The following is a 24,148-nucleotide window of genomic DNA, read 5'->3' as shown; positions in this document are numbered from 1 at the left end:
GCGCCGGCCGCCGCGGCGGCCGCGGTGTACCTCGACCGCGACCAGCTCAGCGCGGGCCACGCGGTGACCGTTCCCGCGTCCGATCCAAACGGGGTCGCCCATGTGTCGTGCGGACAGCCGATCCCGAACCAGTGGGCGATCATCGCCGACGGCGACGGCGGCGAGAAACCCGATCGCGAGGTCGGTGAGATCTGGCTGCACGGCAACAACATCGGTCGGGGCTACTTCGGCAGGCCGGACGAAACCGAGCGGATCTTCCGCAACAAACTGCAGACCCGGCCCGACACCGCCAGCCACGCCGAGGGTGTCCCGGAGAACGGGAGTTGGATGGCGACCGGCGACCTCGGTGTCTACATCGACGGCGAGCTGTACCTGACCGGCCGGATCAAGGACCTGATCGTCATCGACGGGCGCAACCACTATCCGACCGACATCGAGACCACGGTCAGCCTGTCGTCGCGGTCGGTGCGGTCCGGCTATGTCGCGGCCTTCTCGGTGCCCGGCGAGCGCGGCGAGGAACTGGTGATCGTCGCCGAACGTGCCGCGGGCGCCGGACGCGCGGAGCCGGGCCCGATCGTCGACGCCGTTCGGGCCGCGGTGTCGCGCCTGCATCAGGTCCGGGTCGCCGACGTCCGGATGGTCGCCGCCGGGGTCATCCCCCGCACCACGAGCGGCAAGCTGGCCCGCAACGCCTGCCGCAGCGAGTATCTGGCCGGCCACTTCGAGCGGTAGCGCGGGGCGAGCTGGCCGGCCACTGCCGCGTTCGTAACGCCACGGCGGCGACCGGCCGGATTTTCCGCCGCCACGTTACGAACGCGGAGCCGGCACGGTCACCGGCCCGTCGGGTACGGACGCCAGCCGTCCGGTAGTCAGCGCCAACTCCAATGCCCGTTCCAGCCGGGCATTGGGCCGTGGCATCAGTTTCCGGCCGCCGAACAGCCGGAACGCCTCATGCTTGAGTTCGTCGCGCCCGATTCCGCCGGCCTGCTCGGTCACCGCGATCATCGCGTTGCCGATCTCGACCAGCGAAACCTGATCCAGCGCACGACTGCGGCCGGGACCGGGCAGGCGCACCACGCGCCAGGTCGCGGGGTCGGCGTCGGGCGGCCAGTAGAACGCGACGTCAACATCTCCGACATCTCGCCGGAACTCGGCGGGCACGGCCCGTTCGATCGCCGCGCGGCGATCCTCGGTGACCCGGCGCAGCCCGTAGGCGCCCGCGACGAGCGTGGTCAGTCGGTCGCGGTGGATCGGCGCCTCGGCATCGACGATCGCGCGGATCAGCGTCGCCACCTCGCGCTGCGCCCACGGGTGCGACAGCTCGTCGAGCACACTCCGGTGCCCCACCTCCTGCGGTGGCCACTCACGGAACTCGCGAATGTTCGGGTGGTGCTTGGTCGTTGGCGACGCCGCGGGCGCAACGGGGCTGATGGTCATCGGATACTCCCTGATCTGTCCGGATCGCCCGCGGTTGCGAGCCGAACAGAATGACAGGGGGTACCGACAAGTGCGGGCGGTGGGACTCGAACCCACACGCTCTCTCGAGCACCGGCACCTAAAGCCGGCATGTCTTCCGTTCCATCACGCCCGCAAGAGTCCTGATCGTACCGCTGCTGTGAATGCCCAAACTTGTCGGAGTGCGGCGGTACGTTGCCAGCAACATCAGTTGAGAGGGCGCAACATGCGGTCTGCTGGCGAGTTCGACGAGGTACGCCGGCTCATCGCGGCCGGACTGAACGACTGCGCCATTGCGCGGGAAACAGGTATTCCACGTCCAACCGTGCGGGACTGGCGCTGTCGACCACCCGCGCGGTTACTGCAGCGCCGAGCATCATCCGAGTGCGGCACCGACCACGACTTTCCGACGCTGCCCGCGGCTGCCTATTCGTACCTATTCGGCCTATACCTCGGTGACGGCTGCATCTCCCGCAACCGCCGAGTTTGGCGCCTGCGGATCGTGCTGGACAAGAAGTATCCCGCCATCATTAATCGCTGCCAGGAAGCCATCGAGATACTGATGCCAGCTCAGCCCGTCGGATTCGTCCAGAAACCGGGATGCGTCGAAGTTTCTCTGTACTCCAAGCACTGGCCCTGCCTTTTCCCTCAGCATGGTCCGGGCAGGAAGCACAAGCGGCGCATCGCTCTTGAGCCCTGGCAGCAGGCGCTCGTGGACCGCGCCACCGAGGAGTTCATCACCGGGTTGATTCACAGCGATGGATGCCGGGTCGTCGCGAATGACCGCGGCGTGGCCAGCATCCGCTACCACTTCACGAACCGCTCAGACGACATCATCAACATTTTCACCGCCGCATTGGAGAGCCTCGGAATCCCGTGGACCCGGTCGACGAAGTACATCGTCTCGATCTACCGCAAGGCGGCCACCGCCCAGCTCGACACATTCGTCGGGCCCAAGGCCTGCGCGGTACCGTGGAGCGATGTCCACTACACGGCGTAGGAGACCGGCACTCATCCTGCTGGTGATCCTCGGCGCCGCCGGCTGCCTCGGCTTGGCCTGGTGGCAGTGGACCCGGTACGAGTCGGCCACCGGCACCTTCCAGAACCTGGGCTATGCCCTGCAGTGGCCGATGTTCGCCGGCTTCTGCTTCTACGCGTACTACAAGTTCGTCCGCTACGAAGAGGCCCCGCCGCCGCACCCGCACCATGACGAGGTGACCGAGATCCCCGCGGGCCTGCTCCCGGAACGGCCACGGCCCGCGACACCCGACCGCGACGACCGTGAGCTCACCGAGTACAACGCCTACCTGGCCGAGCTGGCCGGACCCGACGCCGAGCCGAAGATGGCCGAGCCCCGGAAGAAAGACAGGACCGACCGATGACGATCCCCGAGCCCAACGCCCCGGCCGAAGGCGAGGTCACCACCCCCAAGGAAACCGTCCGCAAAGCCCTGCTGGGTTACCGCGTGCTGGCCTGGACGACCGGCATCTGGCTGATCGCGCTCTGCTACGAGATGGTGCTCAAGTACATCGTCCGGGTCGACGATCCGCCGAGTTGGATCGGCATCGTGCACGGGTGGGTGTACTTCGTCTACCTGATGTTCACGGCCAATCTCGCGGTCAAGATCCGCTGGCCGATCGGCAAGACCATCGGCGTCCTTCTCGCGGGGACGATCCCGCTGCTGGGGATCATCGTCGAGCATTTCAACACCCAGGACATCAAGAAGCGTTTCGAGCTCTAGCCGGAGGCCAACTCGCGCAGCGCGGGCACCAGCAGTGTCAGCGCCCGCCCGCGGTGCGAGGCGGCGTCCTTCTCGGCGGGCGAGAGCTCGGCAGCGGTTCGGGTCGAGCCGGACGGCAGGAACACCGGGTCGTAGCCGAATCCGCCGTCGCCGTGGGGTTCACGCGTGACCGAGCCGGGCCACTCCCCGCGCACCACCGTCTGACCTGACCCCGAAACCAGCGCGCACGCCGACACGAATGCCGCGCCCCTGCGCTCGTCGGGCACATCGGCCAGCTGTCCCAGCAGCAGGGCGGTGTTGGCCGCGTCGTCGCCGTGCACCCCCGACCAGCGGGCCGACAGCACCCCGGGCATACCGTTGAGCGCCGCCACCGAGATCCCGGAATCGTCTGCCACACAAGCCAACCCGGATGCGGCATACCCGTCGCGGGCCTTGGCCAAGGCGTTCTCCTCGAAGGTCGCCCCGGTCTCGGGCGCCTCATCGAACGGCGCCACATCCGCCAGGGACACCAACTCCAACCCCGACACTCCGGCGGCGTCGAGCACCCGCCGCAATTCGGCCAGCTTCTTCGGGTTGCGGCTGGCTACCAGCAGGTCCGTCAACGCAGGTCCTCACCCGTCTTCTCGATGACCATCAGATACAGCGTGTCCGGTTCGGACTCGCTCCGCGGCCGGTACCACAGTCGGATATCGGCCTCGGGGACCTGGTGCATGCGGTACGTCCGCTCGACATCAATGGGTCGCGTCGGGTGCGGATCCAGCTCAGCCCGGAAATCGGGGCGGCCCATCCGAACGACCTCATGGTGGACCAGGTGTTGCTCATGGGGTGTGAGCGTCGCCATCGTGAAGACCGCATCCTCGACCAGCAACACAGCGGCGCCGTCGGCCCGCGAATCGTTGTACCGAGACAACGTTTCCCGGAGTGCGGTCGTGGCCGCATCCAGATCGACTCCGGCGACCAACTGTCCCCGGCCGATCTGCTTCTCGGCGCGACGCGCCCTGGCCGCCGGAACCTTGAGCAGGCCGAGGTCGACCAGTCGGTCGATTCGGGGATAGAACGCGGCGAGGACGAGCACTACGAAACCGACGAGAACGAAGAACCCTCCCGCGATCTCGTCGTTCTCCCCGCCGAAGAAGCCGCATATTCCGGCCACCAGCAACACCGCGCCCACACCGGCCAATATGAGTTGGCCGACCGGCCTACCGTCGGCCGGGTCACCGTCGGCCACGCGAGAGATGTTATCCGCCATAGCAGTCGGGTGAGCTCGACGCGTCAGCTTCCGAACGCCTTCTTCGTGGCCGGGCCCTCCGGCAGCACACCGGGATAGGGCAGTTCCAGCGCCTCCCGCTGCAGCACGAACAACTGCTCGCAGGCCCCGAGCGCCGCGTCGAGCAGCTTGTCGAGGGTGGAGCGCGGGAACGTCGCCCCCTCCCCGGTGCCCTGGATCTCCACCAGGGTCCCGGTGTCGGTGGCGACGACGTTCATGTCGACCTCGGCCCGGGAGTCCTCGGTGTAGGGCAGGTCCACCCGCACCCGCCCGTCGACCACACCGACCGAGACCGCCGCGATCGCGCACGACAACGGTCGCGGATCCGACAGCCGTCCCGCGGCGGACAGATACGTCACCGCATCGGCGAGGGCCACATAGGCCCCGGTGATGGCGGCGGTGCGGGTGCCGCCGTCGGCCTGCAGCACATCGCAGTCGATGGCGATGGTGTTCTCCCCCAGCGCGCCGAGGTCGATGCACGCCCGCAACGAGCGCCCAACCAGACGGCTGATCTCCTGGGTGCGCCCGCCGACCCGGCCCTTGACCGATTCGCGATCGGAACGGTCGTGGGTGGCGGCGGGCAGCATCGCGTATTCGGCGGTCAGCCAGCCCTGCCCGGATCCCTTACGCCAGCGGGGCACCCCTTCGGTGACCGATGCCGCGCACATGACGCGGGTCTGACCGAATTCGACGAGCACCGAGCCGGCCGGATGATTCGTGAAACCTCGGGTGATGACCACCGGGCGCAGTTCGTCGTCGAGGCGGCCGTCTTCTCGTCTGGACACCCGCCAACCCTATCGGTTGACGTCGAAGGTCTCGCCGCACACCACCGCGTGCACCGGACCGTCGAACTCCGCCTTTGCCTCGCTGATCACGTCCTCACGCGACGTCCACGGCGGAATGTGGGTCAGCAGCAACTCCCCCACGCCGGCCTCGGCGGCCGCCCGCCCGGCCTCGGTGCCCGAAAGGTGCAGTTGCGGCGGATGCGACGGGTCATGCGTCCAGGACGCCTCGCACAGGAACATGTCGGCGCCGCGGGCCAGGTCGACGAGGGCATCGCAGTACCCGGTGTCGCCGCTGTAGACCAGCGCCGCCCCGGACGGATCGGTGAACCGCATGCCGTAGGACTCGGTGGGGTGACACACCAGCCGGGGCGTGACGCTCAGGGCGCCCATCTCGACGGCCCGGCCGTCCTCCCAGCTGCGCACCTCGAAGATGTCGGTGAAATCGTCGATCTCACCGCCCTCCGGGGAGGACGCCGCACCGAGCCGGGCCCAGGTGTTGGCGGGCCCGTACATCACGCCGCGCTCGGCCGCCGGGACCGGGTGATAGCGCCGCCACACGAACAAACCCGGCAGGTCCAGGCAGTGATCGGCATGCAGATGCGACAGCAGCACGTTGACCGAATTCGGGTCGGCGTAGCGCTGCAGCGCCCCCAGCACACCGCCGCCGAAGTCGACCACCATCGGGACTGTTCCCGGTGCGGTGACGAGATAACCGGAGGCTGGCGAATCTGGGCCGACAACGCTGCCGGAGCATCCCAGTACGGTCAATCGCACAATGTCCAGCTTGCCATGTCCCCCGTCGGGATGGCCAAGACATCACCGCTTTGGGCGACGGAGATCATGTTCGGGCGCCGGCGTGACGCCGCACCGGACGCACACCGTCCAGGCTCGGCCCGAGGAACCGGGCGGCCAGTGCGGTGAACGCCTCCGGGTCGCCGGTCGCCTCGAACACCCGGCGCGCGGCGCCGGCACCCGACTCGTCGGGATGCGGCCTCAGCAAATCCAGCTCGGTCAGCACCCGGAGCAGGTCCTTGGCGGTCTCCTCGGCCGAGGACACCAGCGTGACGTTGTCGCCCATCGCCAGTTGGATCAGGCCGGAGAGCATCGGGTAGTGCGTGCAACCCAGCACCAGGGTGTCCACCTCGGCCCGCTGCAGCGGCTCAAGGTAGCCCTCCACCATGCCGAGGACCTGGCGCCCGCTGGTGACCCCGCGCTCGACGAAATCGACGAAGCGCGGGCAGGCCACCCCGATCACCTCGGTGTCACGGGCCGCGGCGAACGCATCCTGGTAGGCACCCGAGGCGATCGTCGCCGCCGTGCCGATCACGCCGATCCGCCCGGTGTGGGTGGCGGCGACCGCACGCCGCACCGCGGGCAGGATCACCTCGACCACCGGCACCGGCGAGTACCGTTCGCGGGCGTCGCGCAGGCACGCCGACGATGCGGTGTTGCAGGCGATCACCAACGCCTTGACCCCGCGCGCCACCAGATCGTCGCCGATGGCCAGCGAGTGCGCCCGGATCTGGGGCATGGTCAGCGGCCCGTACGGCCCGTTGCCGGTGTCGCCGACGTAGACGATGTCCTCGTCGGGAAGCTGGTCGATGATGGCGCGGGCCACGGTGAGCCCGCCGACCCCGGAATCGAATATCCCGATCGGCGCGATCTGGTCGGTCATGAGGTCAGGTACGGCTGGCTCCGTTTACGTGATTCCCTGGCTTTGCGTTCGGGCCGGGACAACAGATAGGCCGCGACGATGCCTGCCGCTGCCCCGCACAGGTGACCCTGCCACGACACCCCCGGCGTACCCGGCACCACGCCGAGCAGCACCCCGCCGTAGATGAAGGCGACGACGACGCCGACGACGATCTCCCACACCGTGCGGGTGAAGAACCCGAACACGATCAGGAAGGTCAGCCAGCCGAAGATCAGGCCGGACGCCCCGATGTGGTTGGTGACGCAGGGCACCCCGACGTACGGGCAGTGCGCGCCGACGTTGCCGATCAGCCATGTGCCGAACCCGCCGAGAATCCAGATGATCGCGGTGGCGCCGATGAACCGGCCCATCCCGGCCAGCGTCATCAGGAATCCGAGAACGAGCGCGGGCACGGTGTTGGCGATCAGGTGCGGCCAGCCGCCGTGCAGCAGCGGCGCCCACAGGATGCCCCACAGCCCGTCGGTCTGCAGCGGCCGGATGCCGTCCTGGTCCAGCCGGTGTCCCATTGTGGTGTCGATGAATTCGACGACGTACAACAGCGCGACGAAGGCGGCGATCGTGACGCCGCCGACCAGCCACGCCGGTCGCTTCCTCGGCTCGGGTGTGACCGGCAGGTTTACGCTCATTTCAAGCCCACAACTGCCCTTCCAGCGCGTCCTCCGCGTCATCCAGGCTACCGGCGTACGCGCCGGTCGACAGATACTTCCACCCGGCGTCGGCCACCACGAACGCGATGTCGGCGGGCTCACCGGCCTTGACCGCCTTGGCCGCCATGCCGAGCGCCGCGTGCAGCACCGCCCCGGTCGAGATGCCCGCGAAGATGCCCTCCCGAGTCACCAGATCGCGGGTGCGCCGCACGGCGTCGAACGATCCCACCGAGAACCGGGTGGTGAGCACGCCGGCGTCGTAGAGCTCGGGAATGAAGCCCTCGTCGATGTTGCGCAGCGCGTACACCCCTTCGCCGTAGCGGGGTTCGGCGGCGACGATCTGCACGCCCGGCACGTGTTCGCGCAGAAACCGCCCGGTGCCCATCAGGGTTCCGGTGGTGCCGAGCCCGGCCACGAAGTGGGTGATCTCGGGCAGGTCGGCGAGCAGTTCGGGCCCGGTGCCGTGATAGTGCGCATCGCTGTTGGCCGGGTTGCCGTACTGGTAGAGCATCACCCAGGACGGGTTCTCGGCGGCCAGCTCCTTGGCGGTCGCGACGGCCGTGTTGGAGCCGCCCTCGGCCGGGCTGAAGATGATCCGCGCGCCGTAGAGCTCGAGCAGCTGTCGGCGCTCGATCGAGGTGTTCTCCGGCATCACGCAGATCATGTTGTAGCCCTTGAGCAGGGCCGCCATCGCCAGCGAGATCCCGGTGTTGCCGCTGGTCGGTTCCAGGATGGTGGCGCCGGGCTCGAGCAGCCCGTCCCGTTCGGCCTGCTCGATCATCCGCAGCGCGGGGCGGTCCTTGATGGAACCGGTGGGGTTGCGGTCTTCGAGCTTCGCCCACAACCGCACGTGCGGCGCGTCGCCGTCATCCCACTTCGGCGACAGATTCTGCAGCCCCACCAGCGGTGTGCCGCCCAGCGCCTGCAGCAGCGAGTCGTATCTCATGCCGCGCAGCTCACCCGCCGGCGACGGCGGGCAGGATCGTCACGGAGTCACCGTCGGCGATCGCGGTGTCCAGGCCGCCGGAGAACCGGACGTCCTCGTCGTTGACGTAGATGTTGACGAAGCGGTGCAGCTTACCGTCATCCACCAACCGGTCCGAGATACCCGAGTAGTTGGCCTCGAGGTCGGTGATCACGGCCGCCAGGGTGTCCCCCGACGCGTTGACGCGCTTCTGACCGCCGGTGTGCGGACGCAGGATGGTCGGGATCGAAACGACGACGGAAATGCGGTCGGTCATGGTGGCCTCCTCAGGCGTACTGCTCGACGATGGTGACGGGTTCCTCGGTGACGACCCCGTCGAGGATGCGGTAGCTGCGCAGCTCGTGCCGGTCCGGGTCGCGGGTGGACACCAGCACGTAGTGCGCGCCGGGTTCCTGGGCATAGGAGATGTCGGTGCGGCTCGGGTAGGCCTCGGTCGCGGTGTGCGAGTGGTAGATGACGACGGGAGCCTCGTCGGCGTCGTCCATCTGGCGCCACACCTTGAGCTGTTCGGCCGAATCGAACCGGTAGAAGGTCGGGGACCGCTCGGCGTTGAGCATCGCGATGAACCGATCCGGTCGATCCGAACCCTCGGGCCCGGCGATCACCCCGCACGCCTCGTCGGGATGATCGGCCCTGGCGTGGGCAACCATGGCCTCGACCAGGTCACGGCGAATGACCAACACCTGCGAACACCTCTCTCCACTCCGGTCTGCCGACCGGTTACTCGAACGCTCCCGGCAACATGTCACGGTAGGTCGGTATTCCGGCGACCGATTCGGCGGCCAGCAACCCGACCAGGACCGCCCGGGCCAGACAGTCCGCCGCGGCCGCCCCGATCTCGGTGATCAGCCTGGTGTCGGGCGCCATCGCGACCGGTGTCCTCGGATCCGGCGGCACCGCGACCGCGCCGGTGGCCAGCGCGAACACCGTATCGCCGTCCAGCGGGGTGTGGCACGGCCGGATGGTGCGGGCCAACCCGTCGTGGGCGGCCACCGCGACCCGGCGGCACCCCGCGGGATCCAGTGCGGCATCGGTGGCCACCACCGCGATGGTGGTGTTGAGCGGGCTCAGCTCGGTCCGCAGGTCGGCGTAGCCGGCCACCTGATCGCCGGGCGGGGCGGTCAGGCCGAACTGGGCGGCGTGCTCACCCATCCAGGGCAGGCCGGTGGCCGGGTCGACGGCGTCGCCCGCGGCGTTGACCACCACCAGCGCGCCGACCGTGACCCCCGATTCCAGGGTCGTCGATGCGGTGCCGACGCCGCCCTTGAGCACGCCGACGCGGGCGCCGACGCCGGCGCCCACGGTGCCGATCGCGAACCGGGTGTCGGCCGCGGCCGCCGCGGCATAGCCGAATTCGGCGGTCGGCCGGTTGGCCCAGCCGCCCACCGGCAGATCGAAGACCACCGCGGCCGGAACGATCGGCACCACGCCGCCGTCCATCGCCACTCCGCGGCCGCGTTCCTCCAGCCAGGTCATCACGCCGTCGGCCGTGGCCAGTCCGTAGGCACTGCCACCGGTCAGCACGACCGCGTCCACATGGCGGACCGTGTTGATCGGGTCGAGCAGATCGGTCTCGCGGGTGCCCGGCGCGCCGCCGCGGCCGTCGACGGCGCCGACCGTTCCCGGTGGGGCGATGACGACGGTGCTGCCCGACGCCCAGCCCGACCCCAGGGTCACGTCGGGGTCGAGCCGGTGGTGGTGGCCGACCAGGATCCCGCCGACCTCGGTGATCGTGGCCACGCCTATTTACCCATCAGTCCCAGCACCAGGTACTCCTGCAGCACCGTCAGCCACTGGTAGACATCGATGTGTCCGGCCATCGGATGCTCGGGGGGCAACCGGTCCGGCCCCTCCGGCCCGATCTCGAGCATGGTGCCCAACGCCAGCCGGACATCGTTGACCGCATTGGCCCAGGCCTGCGCGTCGTCGGCACCGAGCTCGAACTTGCCGCCGCCGTCCGGAACGGTGTCGAGCACCCGTTGCGCCGCTTCACGTTTGGCGTCGATGATGGCCGGCTCGTGCAGGCCGCGCAATGCGCTGTTGAGGCTCTCCGCGGTGCCCGACCCGGCCGGGTGCTCGGTCTGCGGCCGGTAGAAGTCCGGCAGCAGACGCTTCATCGTGGCGTCCTCCGGCGGCTGCGGGTTACCGGTCTTCATCCCGGTGAGCGCCTCGAGTTCGTCTGTGGGACCCGATGATTCGCGTTCGTCGTACATCCCGAGCATCGAGGTGACCAGGCTGACCAGCAGCCCTGCCTCGTGCGCGGCCAGAGCCGAGCGAAAACGCGGACCGTCGATGGTCTCGATCCGCTTCCATTTACGCACCGTCGATCAGCGGTCCTGCTGGAGGGTGGCCCACAGCCCCGCGGCGTGCAATTTGGATACGTCGGTCTCCATCGATTCGCGGCTACCCGCCGACACCACAGCCTTTCCCTCGTTGTGCACCTGCAGCATCAGCTTGGTGGCGTGCGGCTCGCTGTAGCCGAACAGCTTCTGCAGGACATAGGTCACGTAGGTCATCAGGTTGACCGGATCGTCCCAGACGATGGTCACCCACGGGCTTTCGGTGGCCTCGACCGTGGCAGCGTCCCGTTCCTCGCGGGTCCCCGGGCGGGCCTTCGCCGGTGTAACCATGGGGCCACAATACCGGCGGGGTCCGTGATCGAGGAAACAGCCTTGAACAGGCTACGGTTGCTGCTGTGACGGTCGCGTTGCTCACCGACAAATACGAGCTGACCATGCTCGCCGCCGCGCTGCGCGACGACACCGCACAGCGCAGGACCACCTTCGAGGTCTTCGCGCGCCGGCTGCCGGACGGCCGTCGCTACGGTGTGGTCGCAGGCACCGGACGGTTCGTGGAAGCGTTGGCCGAGTTCAGGTTCGCCGACGACGACCTCGCGATGCTGTCCGATTTCCTGGACTCCGACACCCTGGACTTCCTGTCCGGTTACCGGTTCGGCGGGGACGTCGACGGTTACGCCGAAGGCGAGCTCTACTTTCCGGGTTCCCCCGTGCTCTCGGTGCACGGCAGCTTCGCCGAGTGCGTGGTGCTGGAGACCCTGGTGCTGTCGATCCTCAATCACGACACGGCGATCGCCTCGGCCGCGGCCAGGATGACCAGCGCCGCGCAGGGCAGGCCGATGATCGAGATGGGGTCGCGCCGCACCCACGAGCAGGCGGCGGTCGCCGCGGCCAGGGCGGCCTATCTGGCCGGCTTCGCCGGTACGTCCAATCTGCAGGCCCAGCGCAGGTACCGGGTCCCGACCCTGGGCACCGCGGCCCACGCCTACACGCTGCTGCACACCACCGGAGCAGGCGCCGACGAGCGGGCCGCGTTCCGCGGTCAGGTCGCCGCGCAGGGCACCGACACCACCCTGCTGGTCGACACCTACGACATCACCACGGGGGTGGCCAACGCGATCGCGGTGGCCGGCCCGCAGCTCGGATCGGTGCGCATCGACTCGGGCGATCTCGGCGTGCTGGCCCGCCAGGTGCGTCAGCAGCTCGATGAACTCGGCGCGACCGGCACCCGCATCGTGGTCTCGGGCGACCTCGACGAGTTCGCGATCGCGGCGCTGCGCGCCGAACCCGTCGACAGCTACGGTGTCGGCACCTCGGTGGTGACCGGATCGGGCGCACCGACCGCGGGCATGGTCTACAAGCTGGTCGAGGTCGACGGCATCCCGGTGGCCAAACGCAGCAGCCACAAGGAATCCCACGGCGGACGCAAGGAGGCGCTGCGCCTGGCCAAGGCCTCGGGCACGGTCGTCGAGGAAGTCGTCCACCCGCACGGCCGACCCCCGCGGACCCCGGCCGGCCTGACCGCCCGCCCGCTCACCGTGCCGCTGGTGTCGGCGGGCGTGCCGGTCCAGGGCCACCACCCGACCGATGACCTGCCCGCCGCGCGGAACCGGGTCGCCGCCGGGCTGCACAGCCTGCCGTGGGACGGCATCAAGCTGTCCCGCGGTGAACCCGCGATCAGCACCCGGCTGGTCGGGCCCGGCGACTAGAACCGCCCAGGCCCGATCCGCGGCGACGATACGACCCTAAGGAGCTCCCACGCTGGACCGTACAACCACCAATGTGGTGACCGAGCTGCTCGCCGCCGCGGTCGACGGGCTGGGCGGCAAACACCGCGGCGGCCAGGTCGAGATGGCCGAGGCCGTCGCGATCGCCTTCGAGTCGGGTGAGCATCTGGCCGTGCAGGCCGGGACCGGCACCGGCAAGTCACTGGCCTATCTGGTGCCCGCCATCTCCCGGGCGTTGCAGACCGAGCAACCGGTGGTGGTGTCGACGGCCACCATCGCGCTGCAACGCCAACTCGTCGACCGCGATCTGCCCCGTCTGGTGGACTCGCTGGCCAAGGCGCTGCCCCGCAAACCCACCTTCGCGCTGCTGAAGGGGCGGGGGAACTACCTGTGCCTGAACAAGATTCACAACGGTTCGACGGCCGAACCGGACGACCGCCCCCAGGACGAGCTGTTCTCACCGATGGCGGTGAGCGCGATGGGCCGCGACGTCGCCCGCCTGGTCGAATGGTCGTCGGACACCGAGACCGGGGACCGTGACGAGGTGGTCCCCGGTGTGCCGGACCGGTCGTGGGGGCAGGTCAGCGTGTCGGCGCGGGAGTGCATCGGAGTGTCGCGCTGCCCGTTCGGCACCGACTGTTTCGCCGAGCGCGCCAGGGAGAAGGCCGGCGCGGCCGATGTCGTCGTCACCAACCACGCGCTGCTGGCCATCGATGCTCTCTCGGATTTCGCGGTGCTGCCCGAATACGAGCTGCTGATCGTCGACGAGGCCCACGAACTGGCCGATCGGGTGACCGGGGTGGCCACCGCCGAGCTGTCGGCGACGTCGATGGGGGTGGCACATCGCCGGATGGCCCGGCTGGTGGAACCCGAACTCGCCCAACGGTTCGAGGCCGCCATCGCGACGTTGTCGTCGATGCTGCACGAGGTCGAACCCGGCCGCATCGACATCCTCGACGACGAGCTGGCGACCTATCTGACGGCGCTGCGCGACGCCGCCAACACCGCCAGGACCGCCATCGACACCTCACCGAACGACCCGAAGGCCGCCTCGGCCCGCACCGAGGCGGTCACCGCGCTGGGCGACGTCGCCGACACCGCCACCCGGGTTCTCACCTCGTTCGTCCCGCCCATCCCCGACCGGACCGATGTGGTGTGGGTGGATCGCGACGAGTCGAGAGGGACCGTACGGTCCACGCTGCGGGTGGCGCCGATGTCGGTGTCGGGCCTGTTGCGGACCCGGCTCTTCGCACACACCACCGCGGTGCTGACCTCGGCCACCCTCACCCTCGGGGGCAACTTCGAGGCGATGGCCCGCAACTGGGGACTGGCCGGCGCCGACGAGACCCCCGGGCCGGGCTGGCGCGGCATCGACGTCGGTTCCCCGTTCGAACACGCCAAGTCCGCAATCCTCTACGTCGCCAAGCACTTACCCGCACCCGGCCGCGACGGCACCGGCCCTGCAACGCTCGACGAGATCGAGGGTCTGGTCACCGCGGCCGGTGGGCGCACGCTCGGATTGTTCTCCTCGATGCGGGCGGCCAAGGCGGTCGCCGAGGTGATGCGGACCCGCCTGGACACGCCCGTGCTCTGTCAGGGCGAGGATACGACTTCGGCTCTTGTGCAACAGTTTTCCGAGGACGCCGAGACCTCGCTGTTCGGCACCCTCTCGCTGTGGCAGGGTGTCGACGTCCCCGGTCCGTCACTGTCGCTGGTGCTCATCGACCGGATACCGTTCCCCCGCCCCGACGATCCGCTGCTGACCGCGCGGCAACGGGCCATCACCGCGCACGGCGGCAACGGTTTCATGGCGGTCGCCGCCAGCCACGCCGCGCTGCTGCTGGCCCAGGGTGCCGGCCGGCTGCTGCGCCACACCGAGGACCGGGGTGTGGTCGCGGTGCTGGATTCCCGGCTGGCAACCGCCCGGTACGGCGGATTCCTGCGGGCCTCGCTGCCGCCGTTCTGGGCCACGACCGACCAGGAACGGGTGCGCCAGGCCCTGCGCAGGCTGCGCGGCGCGGGCTGATATCACGTCCCGGCGAGCGGGACGTCACTACGCTTGCAGCTACCTCCACTCTGCGCCGCCACGGCGCCCCGAGTGCACCGGAAGGCGGCGCACATGAGCCGACGGCCACTGTTGTTCGGCATGGCGATCGTGATGTGTGTGACAGCCGCCTGCTCGAGCGTGGTCGCCGGCCGGGCCGTCTCGGTGTTCGAGGATCCGTTCTCGGTCGCCGGGATGCCGGCCACCGACGGTCCGAGCGGTCTGCGCCGCGACGCCGCGGCACCGTCACGTGTGGTGCAGAACTCCGACGGCGGTGAGATCGACAGGTTGGCGGCCGGCGCGGTCAGCGATATCGAGGAGTTCTGGTCCACGGCCTACGGTGCGGCCTTCGACGGGGAGTTCCGACCGGTCAAGGCGCTGATCTCGTGGGATTCGGAGGGTTTGGACGCCCAGTTCTGCGGGATGGAGACCTACGGACTGGTCAACGCCGCGTTCTGCGCCCCCAACCGCACCATCGGCTGGGACCGCGGCGTGCTGCTTCCCGCGCTGCGCCGAGCAACGGCGATATGGGTGCGGTGATGGTGCTCGCCCACGAATACGGGCACGCCATCCAGCAACAGGCCGGCCTGGTGCGACGCGACACCCCGACCCTGGTGGGCGAACAGCAGGCCGACTGCCTGGCGGGCAGCTATCTGCGCTGGGTGGCCGAGGGGAACTCGCCCCGGTTCACCCTCGGCACCGCCGACGGGCTCAACAACCTGTTGGCCGCGGTGATCGGGTTCCGCGATCCGCTGATGTCGGAGGCCGATGCCCGGCACGGGGCCGACGAGCACGGGTCGGCGTTCGAACGGGTTTCGGCGTTCCAGTTCGGGTTCACCGACGGGGCGTCGGCGTGCGCGGCGATCGACGTCAAGGAGATCCAGCAGCGCCGGGGCAACCTTCCGGTGTTGCTGCCCGAGGACCAGAGCGGCGAGCTGCCCATCACCGAACAGTGGGTGCGCTCCATGGTCGAGGCGCTCAACATCCTCTTCGCACCGGCCCGGCCGCCGCGGCTGAGTTTCGCCGCCGACGCCGCGGCGACCTGCCCGAGCACGCAGCCGAGCCCACCGGTGTCCTACTGCCCCGACACCGACACCATCGTGGTCGACCTCGAGGAGCTGGACGTGTTGGGGGCGCGGCCCGACGAGGACGCCGTCGGCACCCTTGCGACGGGTGACAACACCGCCTATTCGGTGCTGATCTCGCGGTACATGCTGGCCCTGCAGCACCAGCGCGGCCTGGCCCTCGACAACGCCGAGGCGGCGCTGCGGACCGCATGCCTGACCGGGGTGGCGACCGCGAAGATGACCAGACCGGTCACCGTGCCCGGCGGGGACACCGTCCTGCTCACCGCCGGTGACGTCGACGAGGCGGTTTCGGGCATCCTCACCAACGGACTGGCGGCCAGCGATGTCGGCGGCGCGTCGGTGCCGTCCGGTTTCGCCCGGATCGACGCCTTCCGGCTCGGCATCCTCGGCGACCAGGAACGCTGCCTGCGCCGGTTCTCGTGACGGTCAGGTCGGCATCCGCAGCACGAACCCGGACTGCAGCGCCACCCAGGCGGCCCCGTCCGGGCCGATCGCCATACCGTGCGGCTCGCTGCCCGCGGGCAGGTCGATCGTCACGGCCTCGCCGTCCGCGGTGATCCGGGCCAGCTGATCGGCACCCCACAGGCTCACCCACACCCCGTCGTCGGGATCGGCGATGACGGCGTGCGGCTTACCCGGCAGGTCGAGTTCCTGGATGGCGTCGTCGAGCGGGATCCGCCCGACCTTGTCGGCGAGGATCTCGGTGAACCAGACCGCATCGTCGTGGGTGGCCGCGATACCCACCGGACCCGCTGCGGCCGTTGGCAATTCCCGTAGCGTCAGATCGCCGCCGGGCTCCAGCCTGCCGATTGCGTTGCGCTGATTGACGGTGAACCACAGCGCCCCGTCGGGACCGGTGGTGATCATCGAGGGCATGCCACCCACCACGCTCTCGCGGGTGATCTCACCGTCGGTTCCGATCCGGCCGATCTCGCCCGAGGTTATGGCGGTGAACCACAACGCCCCGTCCGGGCCCACGGTGATCCCGTAGGGATCGCTGCCCGGCGCCAACTCGAACTCATCCTGCTCACCGGCGGGTGTGATCCGGCCGATCCGGTCGTCGCCGTAACGGGTGAACCACAGCGCGTCGTCGGGGCCTGCGGTGATGATCGACGGTTTCGAGCCGTCGCCCACGTCGAACGTGGTGACCGTGTCGTCGGGCCCGACCCTGGCGATCGCGCCGGCATGGACCAGCGTCACCCACATCGCCCCGTCCGGACCCGCTGCCAGGGCGTACGGCCCGCCGTCGAGGCGTACCTTGCGCGCCCCGCTCACGCCAGCCGGACCAGGCCGAGCTCGTTGTCGGCGGCCAGCAACCGATGGTGCGGCAGGACCCGCACGGTGTAGCCCACCGGGCCCGCCACCGGCAACGGGGCGGTGGTCGAGAACACGTCGGCGCCGCCCTCGGCGCAGCCGGTGTGCGCCATCGGCACGGTCACCGGGTCGACGATGGTATCGGTCGCGTCGACCCGGCCCAGCACGGCCTGCACCACCACCTCACCGGGCGGCAGGCCGGCCAGTTCGACGGTCGCGGTCAGGGTCAGCTGCGAACCCAGCAACGGGGTGTCGGGCAGCCCGTAGCTGTCCACATCGGTGATCTGCACCTTGGGCCAGGCCTCGCTGACCCGGCGCCGGTAATCGGCCAGTTCGCGCGCCGCGGCGAACGGTTCGCCTCCCCCATTTTCCACGGTGCGGCGCAACGACTTTGCGGCGGGCAGATAGTACTGCTCGGTGTAGTCGCGCACCATCCGCGAGGCCAGCACCTTGGGACCGAGCACCTGCAGGGTGTGGCGCACCATCTCGACCCAGCGCACCGGCACCCCGTGCTCGTCCCGCTCGTAGAACTTGGGTGCGACCGCGCCCTCCAGCAGGTCGTAGAGGGCCGAGGCTTCCAGGTCGTCGCGGCGGGTCTCGTCGGCCAGGCCGTCGGCGGTGGGGATCTCCCAGCCGTTCTCGCCGTCGTACCACTCGTCCCACCAGCCGTCGCGGATCGACAGGTTCAGCCCGCCGTTGAGCGCGCTCTTCATGCCGGAGGTGCCACAGGCCTCCAGCGGACGCAGCGGGTTGTTCAGCCAGACGTCGCAGCCCCAGTACAGCAGCCGGGCCATGGACATGTCGTAGTCCGGAAGGAAGGCGATGCGGTGGCGCACCTCGGGGCGGTCGGCGAACCGCACCACCTGCTGGATGAGCGCCTTGCCACCCTCGTCGGCCGGGTGCGACTTGCCCGCCACGATCAGCTGAACCGGCCGCTGCCGGTCGAGCAGCAATTTCTCCAGCCGCTCCGGGTCGCGCAGCATCAGCGTCAGGCGTTTATAGGTCGGCACCCGCCTGGCGAACCCGATGGTCAGTACGGACGGATCGAAAGCCGTTGCGATCCAGCCCAACTCAGCCTCCGAGGCGCCCCGCTCCAGCCAGGACCGGCGTAGCCGCTCCCGGACGTCGCCGATCAGCGTCTCGCGCAGCTGGGACCGGATCCACCACAGGTGCCCCGGATCGACCTGCTGCAACCGCTGCCAGGTCTCGGCCTCGTTGAGCGACCCCAGATCGTCGCTGCCGATCAGCTCGCGGGCCAGCTCGACCCACTGCGGCGCCGCCCAGGTCGGCGCATGCACACCGTTGGTGATCGACCCGATCGGCACCTCGTCCGGATCGAATCCGGACCACAAGTCGCTGAACATCGACCGGCTGACCCGGCCGTGCAGCAGCGACACCCCGTTGGCCCGCTGCGCCATCCGCAGACCCATGTGGGCCATGTTGAATTTCGACGGATCCTCCTCGGCGCCGAAGGCCACCACGCGGTCCAGCGGCACCCCCGGCAGCAACCTCGAGTCGGCGGGACCATGGGCCGGGCTGCCGAAGTAGCGTTTGACCATCTCCACCGGGAACCGGTCGATACCGGCAGGCACCGGGGTGTGGGTGGTGAACACCGTCGAGGACCGCACCACGGCCAGTGCGGTGTCGAAATCCATCCCGACCGAGATCAGCTCACGGATCCGCTCCAGGCCGAGGAAACCGGCATGGCCCTCGTTCATGTGGAACACCTCGGGTGCCGCCAGCCCCTCGGCCTCGATGAACGCGCGGATGGCCCGCACCCCGCCGATACCGGCCAGGATCTCCTGTTTGATCCGGTGTTCCTGGTCGCCGCCGTAGAGCCGGTCGGTGACACCGCGCAGATCGTGTTCATTCTCCGGAATGTCAGAATCCAGCAGCAGCAAAGGAATTCGGCCGACCTGGGCGACCCACACCCCGGCCCGCAGGACCCGCGAATCGGGCATGGCCAACTCCACCAGCACCGGATCACCGGCCGCGTCGGTCAACAGCCGCAGCGGCAGGCCCTGCGGATCCAGCGACGGATAGTTCTCCCGCTGCCAGCCGTCGGCGGTCAGCGACTGCCGGAAGTAGCCGGACCGGTAGTACAGCCCCACGGCGATCAGCGGCAGGCCGAGGTCCGAGGCCGACTTCAGGTGATCGCCGGCCAGGATGCCGAGCCCGCCCGAATAGTTCGGCAACACCTCGGCGACACCGAACTCCATCGAGAAATAGGCGATGCCCTTGGGCATCTGCTGACCGCTCGCGGACTGTTGTTGATACCACAGCGGCCGGGTCAGGTAGTTGTCCAGATCGGCCGCCAGCCCGTCCAGACGGCCGAGGAAGGATTCGTCACCGGCCAGCTCGTCGAGGCGTTTGGGGCTGACGGCGCCGAGCAGCGCCACCGGATCCCCCGCCGTTTGACGCCACAGATCGGCGTCGATCACGGCGAAAAGATCCTGGGTCGGCTTATGCCAGGACCAGCGTACGTTGACGGACAGTCGTTCCAGCGCCGCCAGGCGCTCCGGCAGATGGGCGCGGACGGTGAACCTGCGGAGGGCTTTCACGCGACACAACCTTACTGACAAATCGCGTTCGCGCAGCGGAGCGCACCCGCGGCAGGCCGACAGCCACACACTTCGCCCGCGCGCGGTTCGCCCGCCCATTACGGTGGGTATGAGACACGACAAGGCAGTGGCACACATCGGTATCGGGCGCGACGAATTTGAGGAGTGAACAGGTGGCCGGTCGTATCGGAATCGACGATGTCGCGCCCGTGGTGTCCGGCGGACGTTTCCCCGCCAAGGCGGTCCTCGGCGAGGTGATACCGGTCCGGGCAACCGTCTGGCGCGAGGGCCACGACGCCGTCGCGGCCACGCTCGTGGTGCGCTATCTCGGCCTCGACTACCCGCGGTTGGCCACCGGCCCCGGCACGGCAACGCCCCCGGTGTCGATCGACACGGTGGTGCGGCCCTCCCAGCGGATCAAACCGCAGGCCCTGCCGATGTCGACGGGCGATACGCCCGATGTTTTTCACGGCCAGTTCACCCCGGACAGTGTCGGGTTGTGGACGTTCCGGGTGGACGGTTGGGGAAACCCGCTGGCCACCTGGCGCCATGCAGTGGAGACCAAGCTGGGCGCCGGGCAGAGTGAGGCCGAGCTGTCCAACGATCTGCTGATCGGTGCCCGCCTCCTGGAGCGCGCCGCCGCCGGGATGCCGCGCAAACTGCGCGAGCCGCTGATCGAGGCCGCCGCGGCCCTGCGGGTTCCCGGTGATCCGTTCACCCGTGCGGGCGCCGCCCTCTCCCCCGAGGTCACCGAACTGCTCGCGCAGTATCCGCTGCGTGAATTGGTCACCCGCGGTGAGCAATACGGGATCTGGGTGGACCGGCCGCTGGCCCGGTTCAGCTCCTGGTACGAGATGTTCCCGCGCTCAACCGGTGGCTGGGACGGCGCCGGGCACCCGGTGCACGGCACCTTCGCGACCGCGACGGGCGCCCTGCCCCGCATCGCCCGGATGGGATTCGACATCGTCTACCTACCGCCGATTCATCCGATCGGCAAGGTGCACCGCAAGGGCCGCAACAACGCGGTGACCGCGGGGCCCGACGACGTCGGCTCACCGTGGGCGATCGGCAGCGACGAGGGCGGCCACGACGCCGTACACCCGGCGCTGGGAACCATCGAGGATTTCGACGCATTCGTGGCATCGGCCCGCGACGCCGGACTCGAGGTGGCCATTGACCTCGCGCTGCAATGCGCCCCGGATCATCCTTGGGCCAAGGCACATCCGGAGTGGTTCACGGTGCTGCCGGACGGCACCATCGCCTATGCCGAGAACCCGCCCAAGAAGTACCAGGACATCTATCCGCTGAACTTCGACAACGACCCGGCCGGCCTCTACCACGAGGTCCTGCGGGTGGTTCGGTTCTGGATATCCCATGGCGTCAAGGTTTTCCGAGTCGACAACCCACACACCAAACCACCGAACTTCTGGGCCTGGCTGATCGCCGAGATCAAGAACGAGGACCCCGACGTCCTGTTCCTGTCCGAGGCGTTCACCCGGCCGGCCCGGCTCTACGGGCTGGCCAAGCTCGGATTCACGCAGTCCTACACCTATTTCACCTGGCGCACCGCCAAGTGGGAGCTGACCGAGTTCGGGGAGCAGATCGCCCGTTACGCGGACTGCGCGCGGCCCAGCCTGTGGGTCAACACCCCCGATATCCTGCACGAGTCCCTGCAGCACGGCGGACCGGGCATGTTCGCGATCCGGGCGGTGCTGGCCGCGACCATGAGTTCGACCTGGGGGGTGTACTCGGGTTACGAACTCTTCGAGCACCGCGCCGTCCGGGAAGGCAGCGAGGAGTACCTGAACTCCGAGAAGTACGAGCTGCGGCCGCGCGATTTCGAGGCCGCGCTGGCCGGGGGCGAGTCACTTGAGCCGTTCCTGGGCCGGCTCAACGAGATCCGCCGCCTGCATCCGGCGCTTCGCCAGCTGCGCACCATCACGTTCCACCACCTCGACAACGATGCGCTGCTGGCCTACAGCAAGTTCGACCCGATCACCGGCGACACCGTCCTGGTGGTGGTGACGCTGAACGCCTTCGCCCCGGAGGAGGCCACGCTGTGGCTGGACATGGCCGCTCTGGGAATGGAGGCCCACGACCGGTTCTGGGTGCGCGACGAGATCGGCGGCGAGGAATACCAGTGGGGCCAGTCGAATTACATCCGCATCGACCCGGCAAGGGCGGTGGCCCATATTCTGAACATGCCGCTCGTGCCGGATGAGAAACGACTCGGCTTGTTACGCAGGGAATGAGGGCACGATGACGAGAAGCAATCAACTCACCGATGCACAACTGCGTCCGGATCCGAGCGATATCCACCGGATACTGATCGGTGAGCACCACAACCCGCATTCGGTGCTGGGTGCCCACGAGTACGCCGACCACACCGTGATCCGGGCCTACCGGCCGCACGCCGTCAAGGTCGACGCGCTGATCGGCCGGGACCGTTTCCCCTTGCAGCACATCGAATCCGGCCTGTTCGCGGTGGCGGTGCCGTTCACCGACCTGGTCGACTACCGCCTCGAGGTCGGTTATCCGGGCGCCGGGGACACCATCCACACCCAGACCGTCGCCGACGCCTACCGTTTCCTGCCGACCCTTGGCGAACTGGATCTGCACCTGTTCGCCGAGGGCCGCCACGAACGGCTGTGGGAGATCCTTGGCGCCCACCCGCGCAGCTTCACCACGCCCGACGGAACGGTCGACGGTGTCTCGTTCGCGGTGTGGGCACCGAATGCCAAGGGTGTCGGGCTGATCGGCGACTTCAATCACTGGGACGGTAACGAGGCGCAGATGCGGGCGCTCGGCTCGTCGGGGGTCTGGGAGCTGTTCTGGCCGGGGTTCGCACCGGACGGCCTGTACAAGTTCCGGGTGCACGGAGCCGACGGCGCCGTCGTCGACCGGGCCGATCCGATGGCGTTCGCCACCGAGGTCCCGCCGCAGACGGCATCCCGGGTGAACACCAGCGCCTACCGCTGGAACGACGGGGACTGGATGACCCGCCGCGCCGAGCGCAATCCGGTGTTCGAGCCGATGAGCACCTACGAGGTGCACCTGATGTCATGGCGGCCCGGCCGCAGCTACCGGCAACTGGCCGATGAACTCACCGAATACGTTGTGGAACAAGGATTCACCCACGTCGAGTTGCTGCCCGTCGCCGAGCACCCGTTCGGCGGGTCCTGGGGATACCAGGTCACCTCGTACTACGCCCCGACGTCACGGCTCGGCGCACCGGACGACTTCCGGTATCTGGTCGACCGGCTGCACCAGGCCGGCATCGGCGTGATCGTCGACTGGGTGCCCGCCCACTTCCCCAAGGACTCGTGGGCCCTCGGCCGATTCGACGGGACCGCACTCTACGAGCATTCCGACCCGCGGCGCGGTGAGCAACTCGACTGGGGCACCTACGTCTTCGACTTCGGGCGGCCCGAGGTGCGCAACTTCCTGGTGGCCAATGCGCTGTACTGGCTGCAGGAGTACCACATCGACGGTCTGCGGGTCGACGCCGTGGCGTCCATGCTCTACCTCGACTACTCCCGCCCCGAGGGCGGCTGGACGCCCAACATCCACGGCGGCCGGGAGAACCTGGAAGCGGTGCAGTTCCTGCAGGAGATGAACGCCACCGTGCACAAGGTGGCGCCGGGCATCGTCACGGTGGCCGAGGAGTCGACCTCGTGGCCGGGCGTCACGCGCCCGACGAACCTTGGCGGCCTTGGCTTCTCGATGAAGTGGAATATGGGCTGGATGAACGACACCCTCGACTACATCAGTCGCGATCCGGTGCACCGCAGCTATCACCATCACGAGATGACGTTCTCGATGCTGTACGCCTTCAGTGAGAACTACGTGCTGCCCGTCAGCCACGACGAGGTGGTGCACGGCAAGGGCACGCTGTGGGGCCGGATGCCCGGCGGCGATCACGAGAAGGCCGCGGGCCTGCGCAGCCTGCTGGCCTATCAGTGGTCGCACCCGGGGAAACAGCTGCTGTTCATGGGACAGGAGTTCGGGCAGCGGGCCGAATGGTCCGAGGAACGCGGGCTGGACTGGTTCCAACTCGGCGAGCAGTCCTTCTCCGGCGGGGTGCAACGGCTGGTGCGCGACCTCAACACGATCTATCGCAGCCGGCAGGCCTTGTGGAGCCGCGACACCAGCCCGTCCGGCTACTCGTGGATCGATGCGAATGATTCGGCCAACAATGTGCTGAGTTTCCTGCGGTTCGGCGCCGACGGTTCGATGCTGGCCTGCGTCGTCAACTTCGCAGGCAGCGAGCACGGCCAGTACCGGCTTGGCCTGCCGCACGCCGGGACGTGGCGCGAGGTGCTCAACACCGATGCGGCCCTCTACCACGGCTCCGGCATCGGCAACCTCGGCGCGGTCGAGGCCACCGACGAACCCTGGCACGGCCGGCCGGCCTCGGCGGTGATGGTGCTGCCGCCGCTGGCGATGCTGTGGTTCGAGCCCGCCTAGCCCCCGTTCTCCCGCGAGCAGACACAAACCTGCCCACTTTCCGCAGAAAATGGGCA

General features: G+C 68.9%; 22 protein-coding genes, 1 tRNA gene and 2 pseudogenes. 9 read left to right on the top strand and 16 right to left on the bottom strand.

From position 1 onward, the window contains the following. Positions 1–732 (top strand): AMP-binding protein (locus ACWDTP_RS24005; RefSeq protein WP_450024381.1); only part of this gene is annotated, 732 nt, incomplete at its 5' end. A gap of 75 nt (positions 733–807) precedes the next feature. Here ACWDTP_RS24005 and ACWDTP_RS24000 read toward each other — a convergent pair. Next, a complete protein-coding gene (locus tag ACWDTP_RS24000; RefSeq protein WP_450024379.1) occupies positions 808–1,437 on the bottom strand; it encodes a DUF3320 domain-containing protein in 630 nt (209 codons plus the stop codon). Positions 1,438–1,508: 71 nt separating this feature from the next. Beyond that, positions 1,509–1,591 (bottom strand) — tRNA-Leu (locus ACWDTP_RS23995). Between the two features lie 90 nt (positions 1,592–1,681). On the opposite strand from ACWDTP_RS23995, the gene ACWDTP_RS23990 reads away from it, so the two are divergent. The 3 genes from ACWDTP_RS23990 to ACWDTP_RS23980 are packed head-to-tail and all read left to right on the top strand — an operon-like array spanning position 1,682 to position 3,196. Beyond that, on the top strand, positions 1,682–2,455 hold the full coding sequence (locus ACWDTP_RS23990; protein ID WP_450024377.1) for a hypothetical protein: 774 nt from the start codon (positions 1,682–1,684) through the stop codon (positions 2,453–2,455). Next, a complete protein-coding gene (locus ACWDTP_RS23985) occupies positions 2,436–2,837 on the top strand; it encodes a hypothetical protein (RefSeq protein ID WP_450024375.1) in 402 nt (133 codons plus the stop codon). Before ACWDTP_RS23990 ends, ACWDTP_RS23985 begins: the two co-directional genes overlap by 20 nt. Further along, positions 2,834–3,196, top strand: a complete 363-nt coding sequence (locus ACWDTP_RS23980; protein ID WP_450024373.1) for a DUF3817 domain-containing protein — start codon at positions 2,834–2,836, stop codon at positions 3,194–3,196. Before ACWDTP_RS23985 ends, ACWDTP_RS23980 begins: the two co-directional genes overlap by 4 nt. Here the strand turns inward: ACWDTP_RS23980 and rdgB are convergent. From rdgB to clpS, 12 genes are all read right to left on the bottom strand, one after another. Then, positions 3,193–3,798, bottom strand: coding sequence for an RdgB/HAM1 family non-canonical purine NTP pyrophosphatase (gene rdgB / locus ACWDTP_RS23975; protein ID WP_450024371.1), 606 nt, complete (start codon positions 3,796–3,798; stop codon positions 3,193–3,195). The genes ACWDTP_RS23980 and rdgB overlap by 4 nt on opposite strands. Further along, complete coding sequence (locus ACWDTP_RS23970) at positions 3,795–4,424, bottom strand: hypothetical protein (RefSeq protein WP_450024369.1); 630 nt, start codon at positions 4,422–4,424, stop codon at positions 3,795–3,797. The genes rdgB and ACWDTP_RS23970 overlap by 4 nt, the downstream gene beginning before the upstream one ends. 44 nt (positions 4,425–4,468) lie before the next feature. Further along, complete coding sequence (gene rph / locus ACWDTP_RS23965; RefSeq protein ID WP_450024367.1) at positions 4,469–5,248, bottom strand: ribonuclease PH; 780 nt, start codon at positions 5,246–5,248, stop codon at positions 4,469–4,471. Between the two features lie 9 nt (positions 5,249–5,257). After that, positions 5,258–6,022 (bottom strand): cyclic nucleotide-degrading phosphodiesterase, encoded by a 765-nt coding sequence (locus ACWDTP_RS23960; RefSeq protein WP_450024365.1) that lies wholly within the window; start codon positions 6,020–6,022, stop codon positions 5,258–5,260. 64 nt (positions 6,023–6,086) lie between these two features. Further along, positions 6,087–6,923 carry a glutamate racemase gene (gene murI, locus ACWDTP_RS23955; protein ID WP_450024363.1) on the bottom strand — a complete coding sequence of 279 codons (837 nt, stop codon included), beginning with the start codon at positions 6,921–6,923 and terminating at the stop codon, positions 6,087–6,089. Beyond that, positions 6,920–7,588 (bottom strand): rhomboid family intramembrane serine protease, encoded by a 669-nt coding sequence (locus ACWDTP_RS23950; protein ID WP_450024361.1) that lies wholly within the window; start codon positions 7,586–7,588, stop codon positions 6,920–6,922. Before ACWDTP_RS23950 ends, murI begins: the two co-directional genes overlap by 4 nt. Before the next feature lies 1 nt (position 7,589). After that, positions 7,590–8,555, bottom strand: a complete 966-nt coding sequence (locus ACWDTP_RS23945; protein ID WP_450024359.1) for a cysteine synthase — start codon at positions 8,553–8,555, stop codon at positions 7,590–7,592. 10 nt (positions 8,556–8,565) lie between these two features. After that, positions 8,566–8,838, bottom strand: coding sequence for a MoaD/ThiS family protein (locus tag ACWDTP_RS23940; RefSeq protein WP_450024385.1), 273 nt, complete (start codon positions 8,836–8,838; stop codon positions 8,566–8,568). 22 nt (positions 8,839–8,860) lie between these two features. After that, positions 8,861–9,277, bottom strand: a complete 417-nt coding sequence (locus tag ACWDTP_RS23935; RefSeq protein WP_450024357.1) for a Mov34/MPN/PAD-1 family protein — start codon at positions 9,275–9,277, stop codon at positions 8,861–8,863. Positions 9,278–9,314: 37 nt separating this feature from the next. Beyond that, entirely contained in the window at positions 9,315–10,334 is a 1,020-nt protein-coding gene (locus ACWDTP_RS23930) for a P1 family peptidase (protein WP_450024355.1), read from the bottom strand. A 2-nt stretch (positions 10,335–10,336) separates the two neighbouring features. Further along, complete coding sequence (aosR, locus tag ACWDTP_RS23925; RefSeq protein WP_450024353.1) at positions 10,337–10,915, bottom strand: oxidative stress transcriptional regulator AosR; 579 nt, start codon at positions 10,913–10,915, stop codon at positions 10,337–10,339. 6 nt (positions 10,916–10,921) lie between these two features. Then, the gene (gene clpS / locus ACWDTP_RS23920; RefSeq protein ID WP_450024351.1) at positions 10,922–11,224 is read right to left on the bottom strand and encodes an ATP-dependent Clp protease adapter ClpS; all 303 of its coding nucleotides are present in this window, start codon (positions 11,222–11,224) and stop codon (positions 10,922–10,924) included. Positions 11,225–11,280: 56 nt separating this feature from the next. Between clpS and ACWDTP_RS23915 the strand changes: the two are divergent. From ACWDTP_RS23915 to ACWDTP_RS23905, 3 genes and pseudogenes are all read left to right on the top strand, one after another. Continuing rightward, a pseudogene (locus ACWDTP_RS23915) lies at positions 11,281–12,600 on the top strand (nicotinate phosphoribosyltransferase); the annotation flags it as partial. Positions 12,601–12,676: 76 nt separating this feature from the next. Then, the gene (locus ACWDTP_RS23910) at positions 12,677–14,644 is read left to right on the top strand and encodes an ATP-dependent DNA helicase (protein WP_450024383.1); all 1,968 of its coding nucleotides are present in this window, start codon (positions 12,677–12,679) and stop codon (positions 14,642–14,644) included. A gap of 93 nt (positions 14,645–14,737) precedes the next feature. After that, positions 14,738–16,173 (top strand): annotated as a pseudogene (locus ACWDTP_RS23905) (peptidase). Between the two features lie 3 nt (positions 16,174–16,176). Here ACWDTP_RS23905 and ACWDTP_RS23900 read toward each other — a convergent pair. Next, the gene (locus tag ACWDTP_RS23900; protein WP_450024349.1) at positions 16,177–17,025 is read right to left on the bottom strand and encodes a virginiamycin B lyase family protein; all 849 of its coding nucleotides are present in this window, start codon (positions 17,023–17,025) and stop codon (positions 16,177–16,179) included. Beyond that, a complete protein-coding gene (locus ACWDTP_RS23895; protein ID WP_450024347.1) occupies positions 17,022–19,625 on the bottom strand; it encodes a glycosyltransferase family 1 protein in 2,604 nt (867 codons plus the stop codon). The genes ACWDTP_RS23900 and ACWDTP_RS23895 overlap by 4 nt, the downstream gene beginning before the upstream one ends. A gap of 173 nt (positions 19,626–19,798) precedes the next feature. Here ACWDTP_RS23895 and ACWDTP_RS23890 point away from each other — a divergent pair, with 173 nt between their 5' ends. Beyond that, complete coding sequence (locus tag ACWDTP_RS23890; RefSeq protein ID WP_450024345.1) at positions 19,799–21,877, top strand: alpha-1,4-glucan--maltose-1-phosphate maltosyltransferase; 2,079 nt, start codon at positions 19,799–19,801, stop codon at positions 21,875–21,877. 7 nt (positions 21,878–21,884) lie between these two features. Continuing rightward, a complete protein-coding gene (gene glgB / locus ACWDTP_RS23885) occupies positions 21,885–24,092 on the top strand; it encodes a 1,4-alpha-glucan branching protein GlgB (RefSeq protein ID WP_450024343.1) in 2,208 nt (735 codons plus the stop codon). Positions 24,093–24,148: the final 56 nt, after the last annotated feature.

The sequence above is a fragment of the Mycobacterium sp. NPDC003449 genome (assembly GCF_053588415.1).
The sequence above is the reverse complement of the archived record's forward strand: the minus strand, read 5'-3'. Positions and strand labels throughout refer to the sequence as shown.

Excerpts from the sequence above, each read along its gene's own strand:
- ACWDTP_RS24000 (WP_450024379.1), bottom strand. The coding sequence starts at position 1,437 with ATGACCATCAGCCCCGTTGCGCCCGCGGCGTCGCCAACGACCAAGCAC.
- ACWDTP_RS23990 (WP_450024377.1), top strand. The coding sequence starts at position 1,682 with ATGCGGTCTGCTGGCGAGTTCGACGAGGTACGCCGGCTCATCGCGGCC.
- ACWDTP_RS23985 (WP_450024375.1), top strand. The coding sequence starts at position 2,436 with ATGTCCACTACACGGCGTAGGAGACCGGCACTCATCCTGCTGGTGATC.
- ACWDTP_RS23980 (WP_450024373.1), top strand. The coding sequence starts at position 2,834 with ATGACGATCCCCGAGCCCAACGCCCCGGCCGAAGGCGAGGTCACCACC.
- murI (WP_450024363.1), bottom strand. The coding sequence starts at position 6,923 with ATGACCGACCAGATCGCGCCGATCGGGATATTCGATTCCGGGGTCGGC.
- ACWDTP_RS23950 (WP_450024361.1), bottom strand. The coding sequence starts at position 7,588 with ATGAGCGTAAACCTGCCGGTCACACCCGAGCCGAGGAAGCGACCGGCG.
- ACWDTP_RS23945 (WP_450024359.1), bottom strand. The coding sequence starts at position 8,555 with ATGAGATACGACTCGCTGCTGCAGGCGCTGGGCGGCACACCGCTGGTG.
- clpS (WP_450024351.1), bottom strand. The coding sequence starts at position 11,224 with ATGGTTACACCGGCGAAGGCCCGCCCGGGGACCCGCGAGGAACGGGAC.
- glgB (WP_450024343.1), top strand. The coding sequence starts at position 21,885 with ATGACGAGAAGCAATCAACTCACCGATGCACAACTGCGTCCGGATCCG.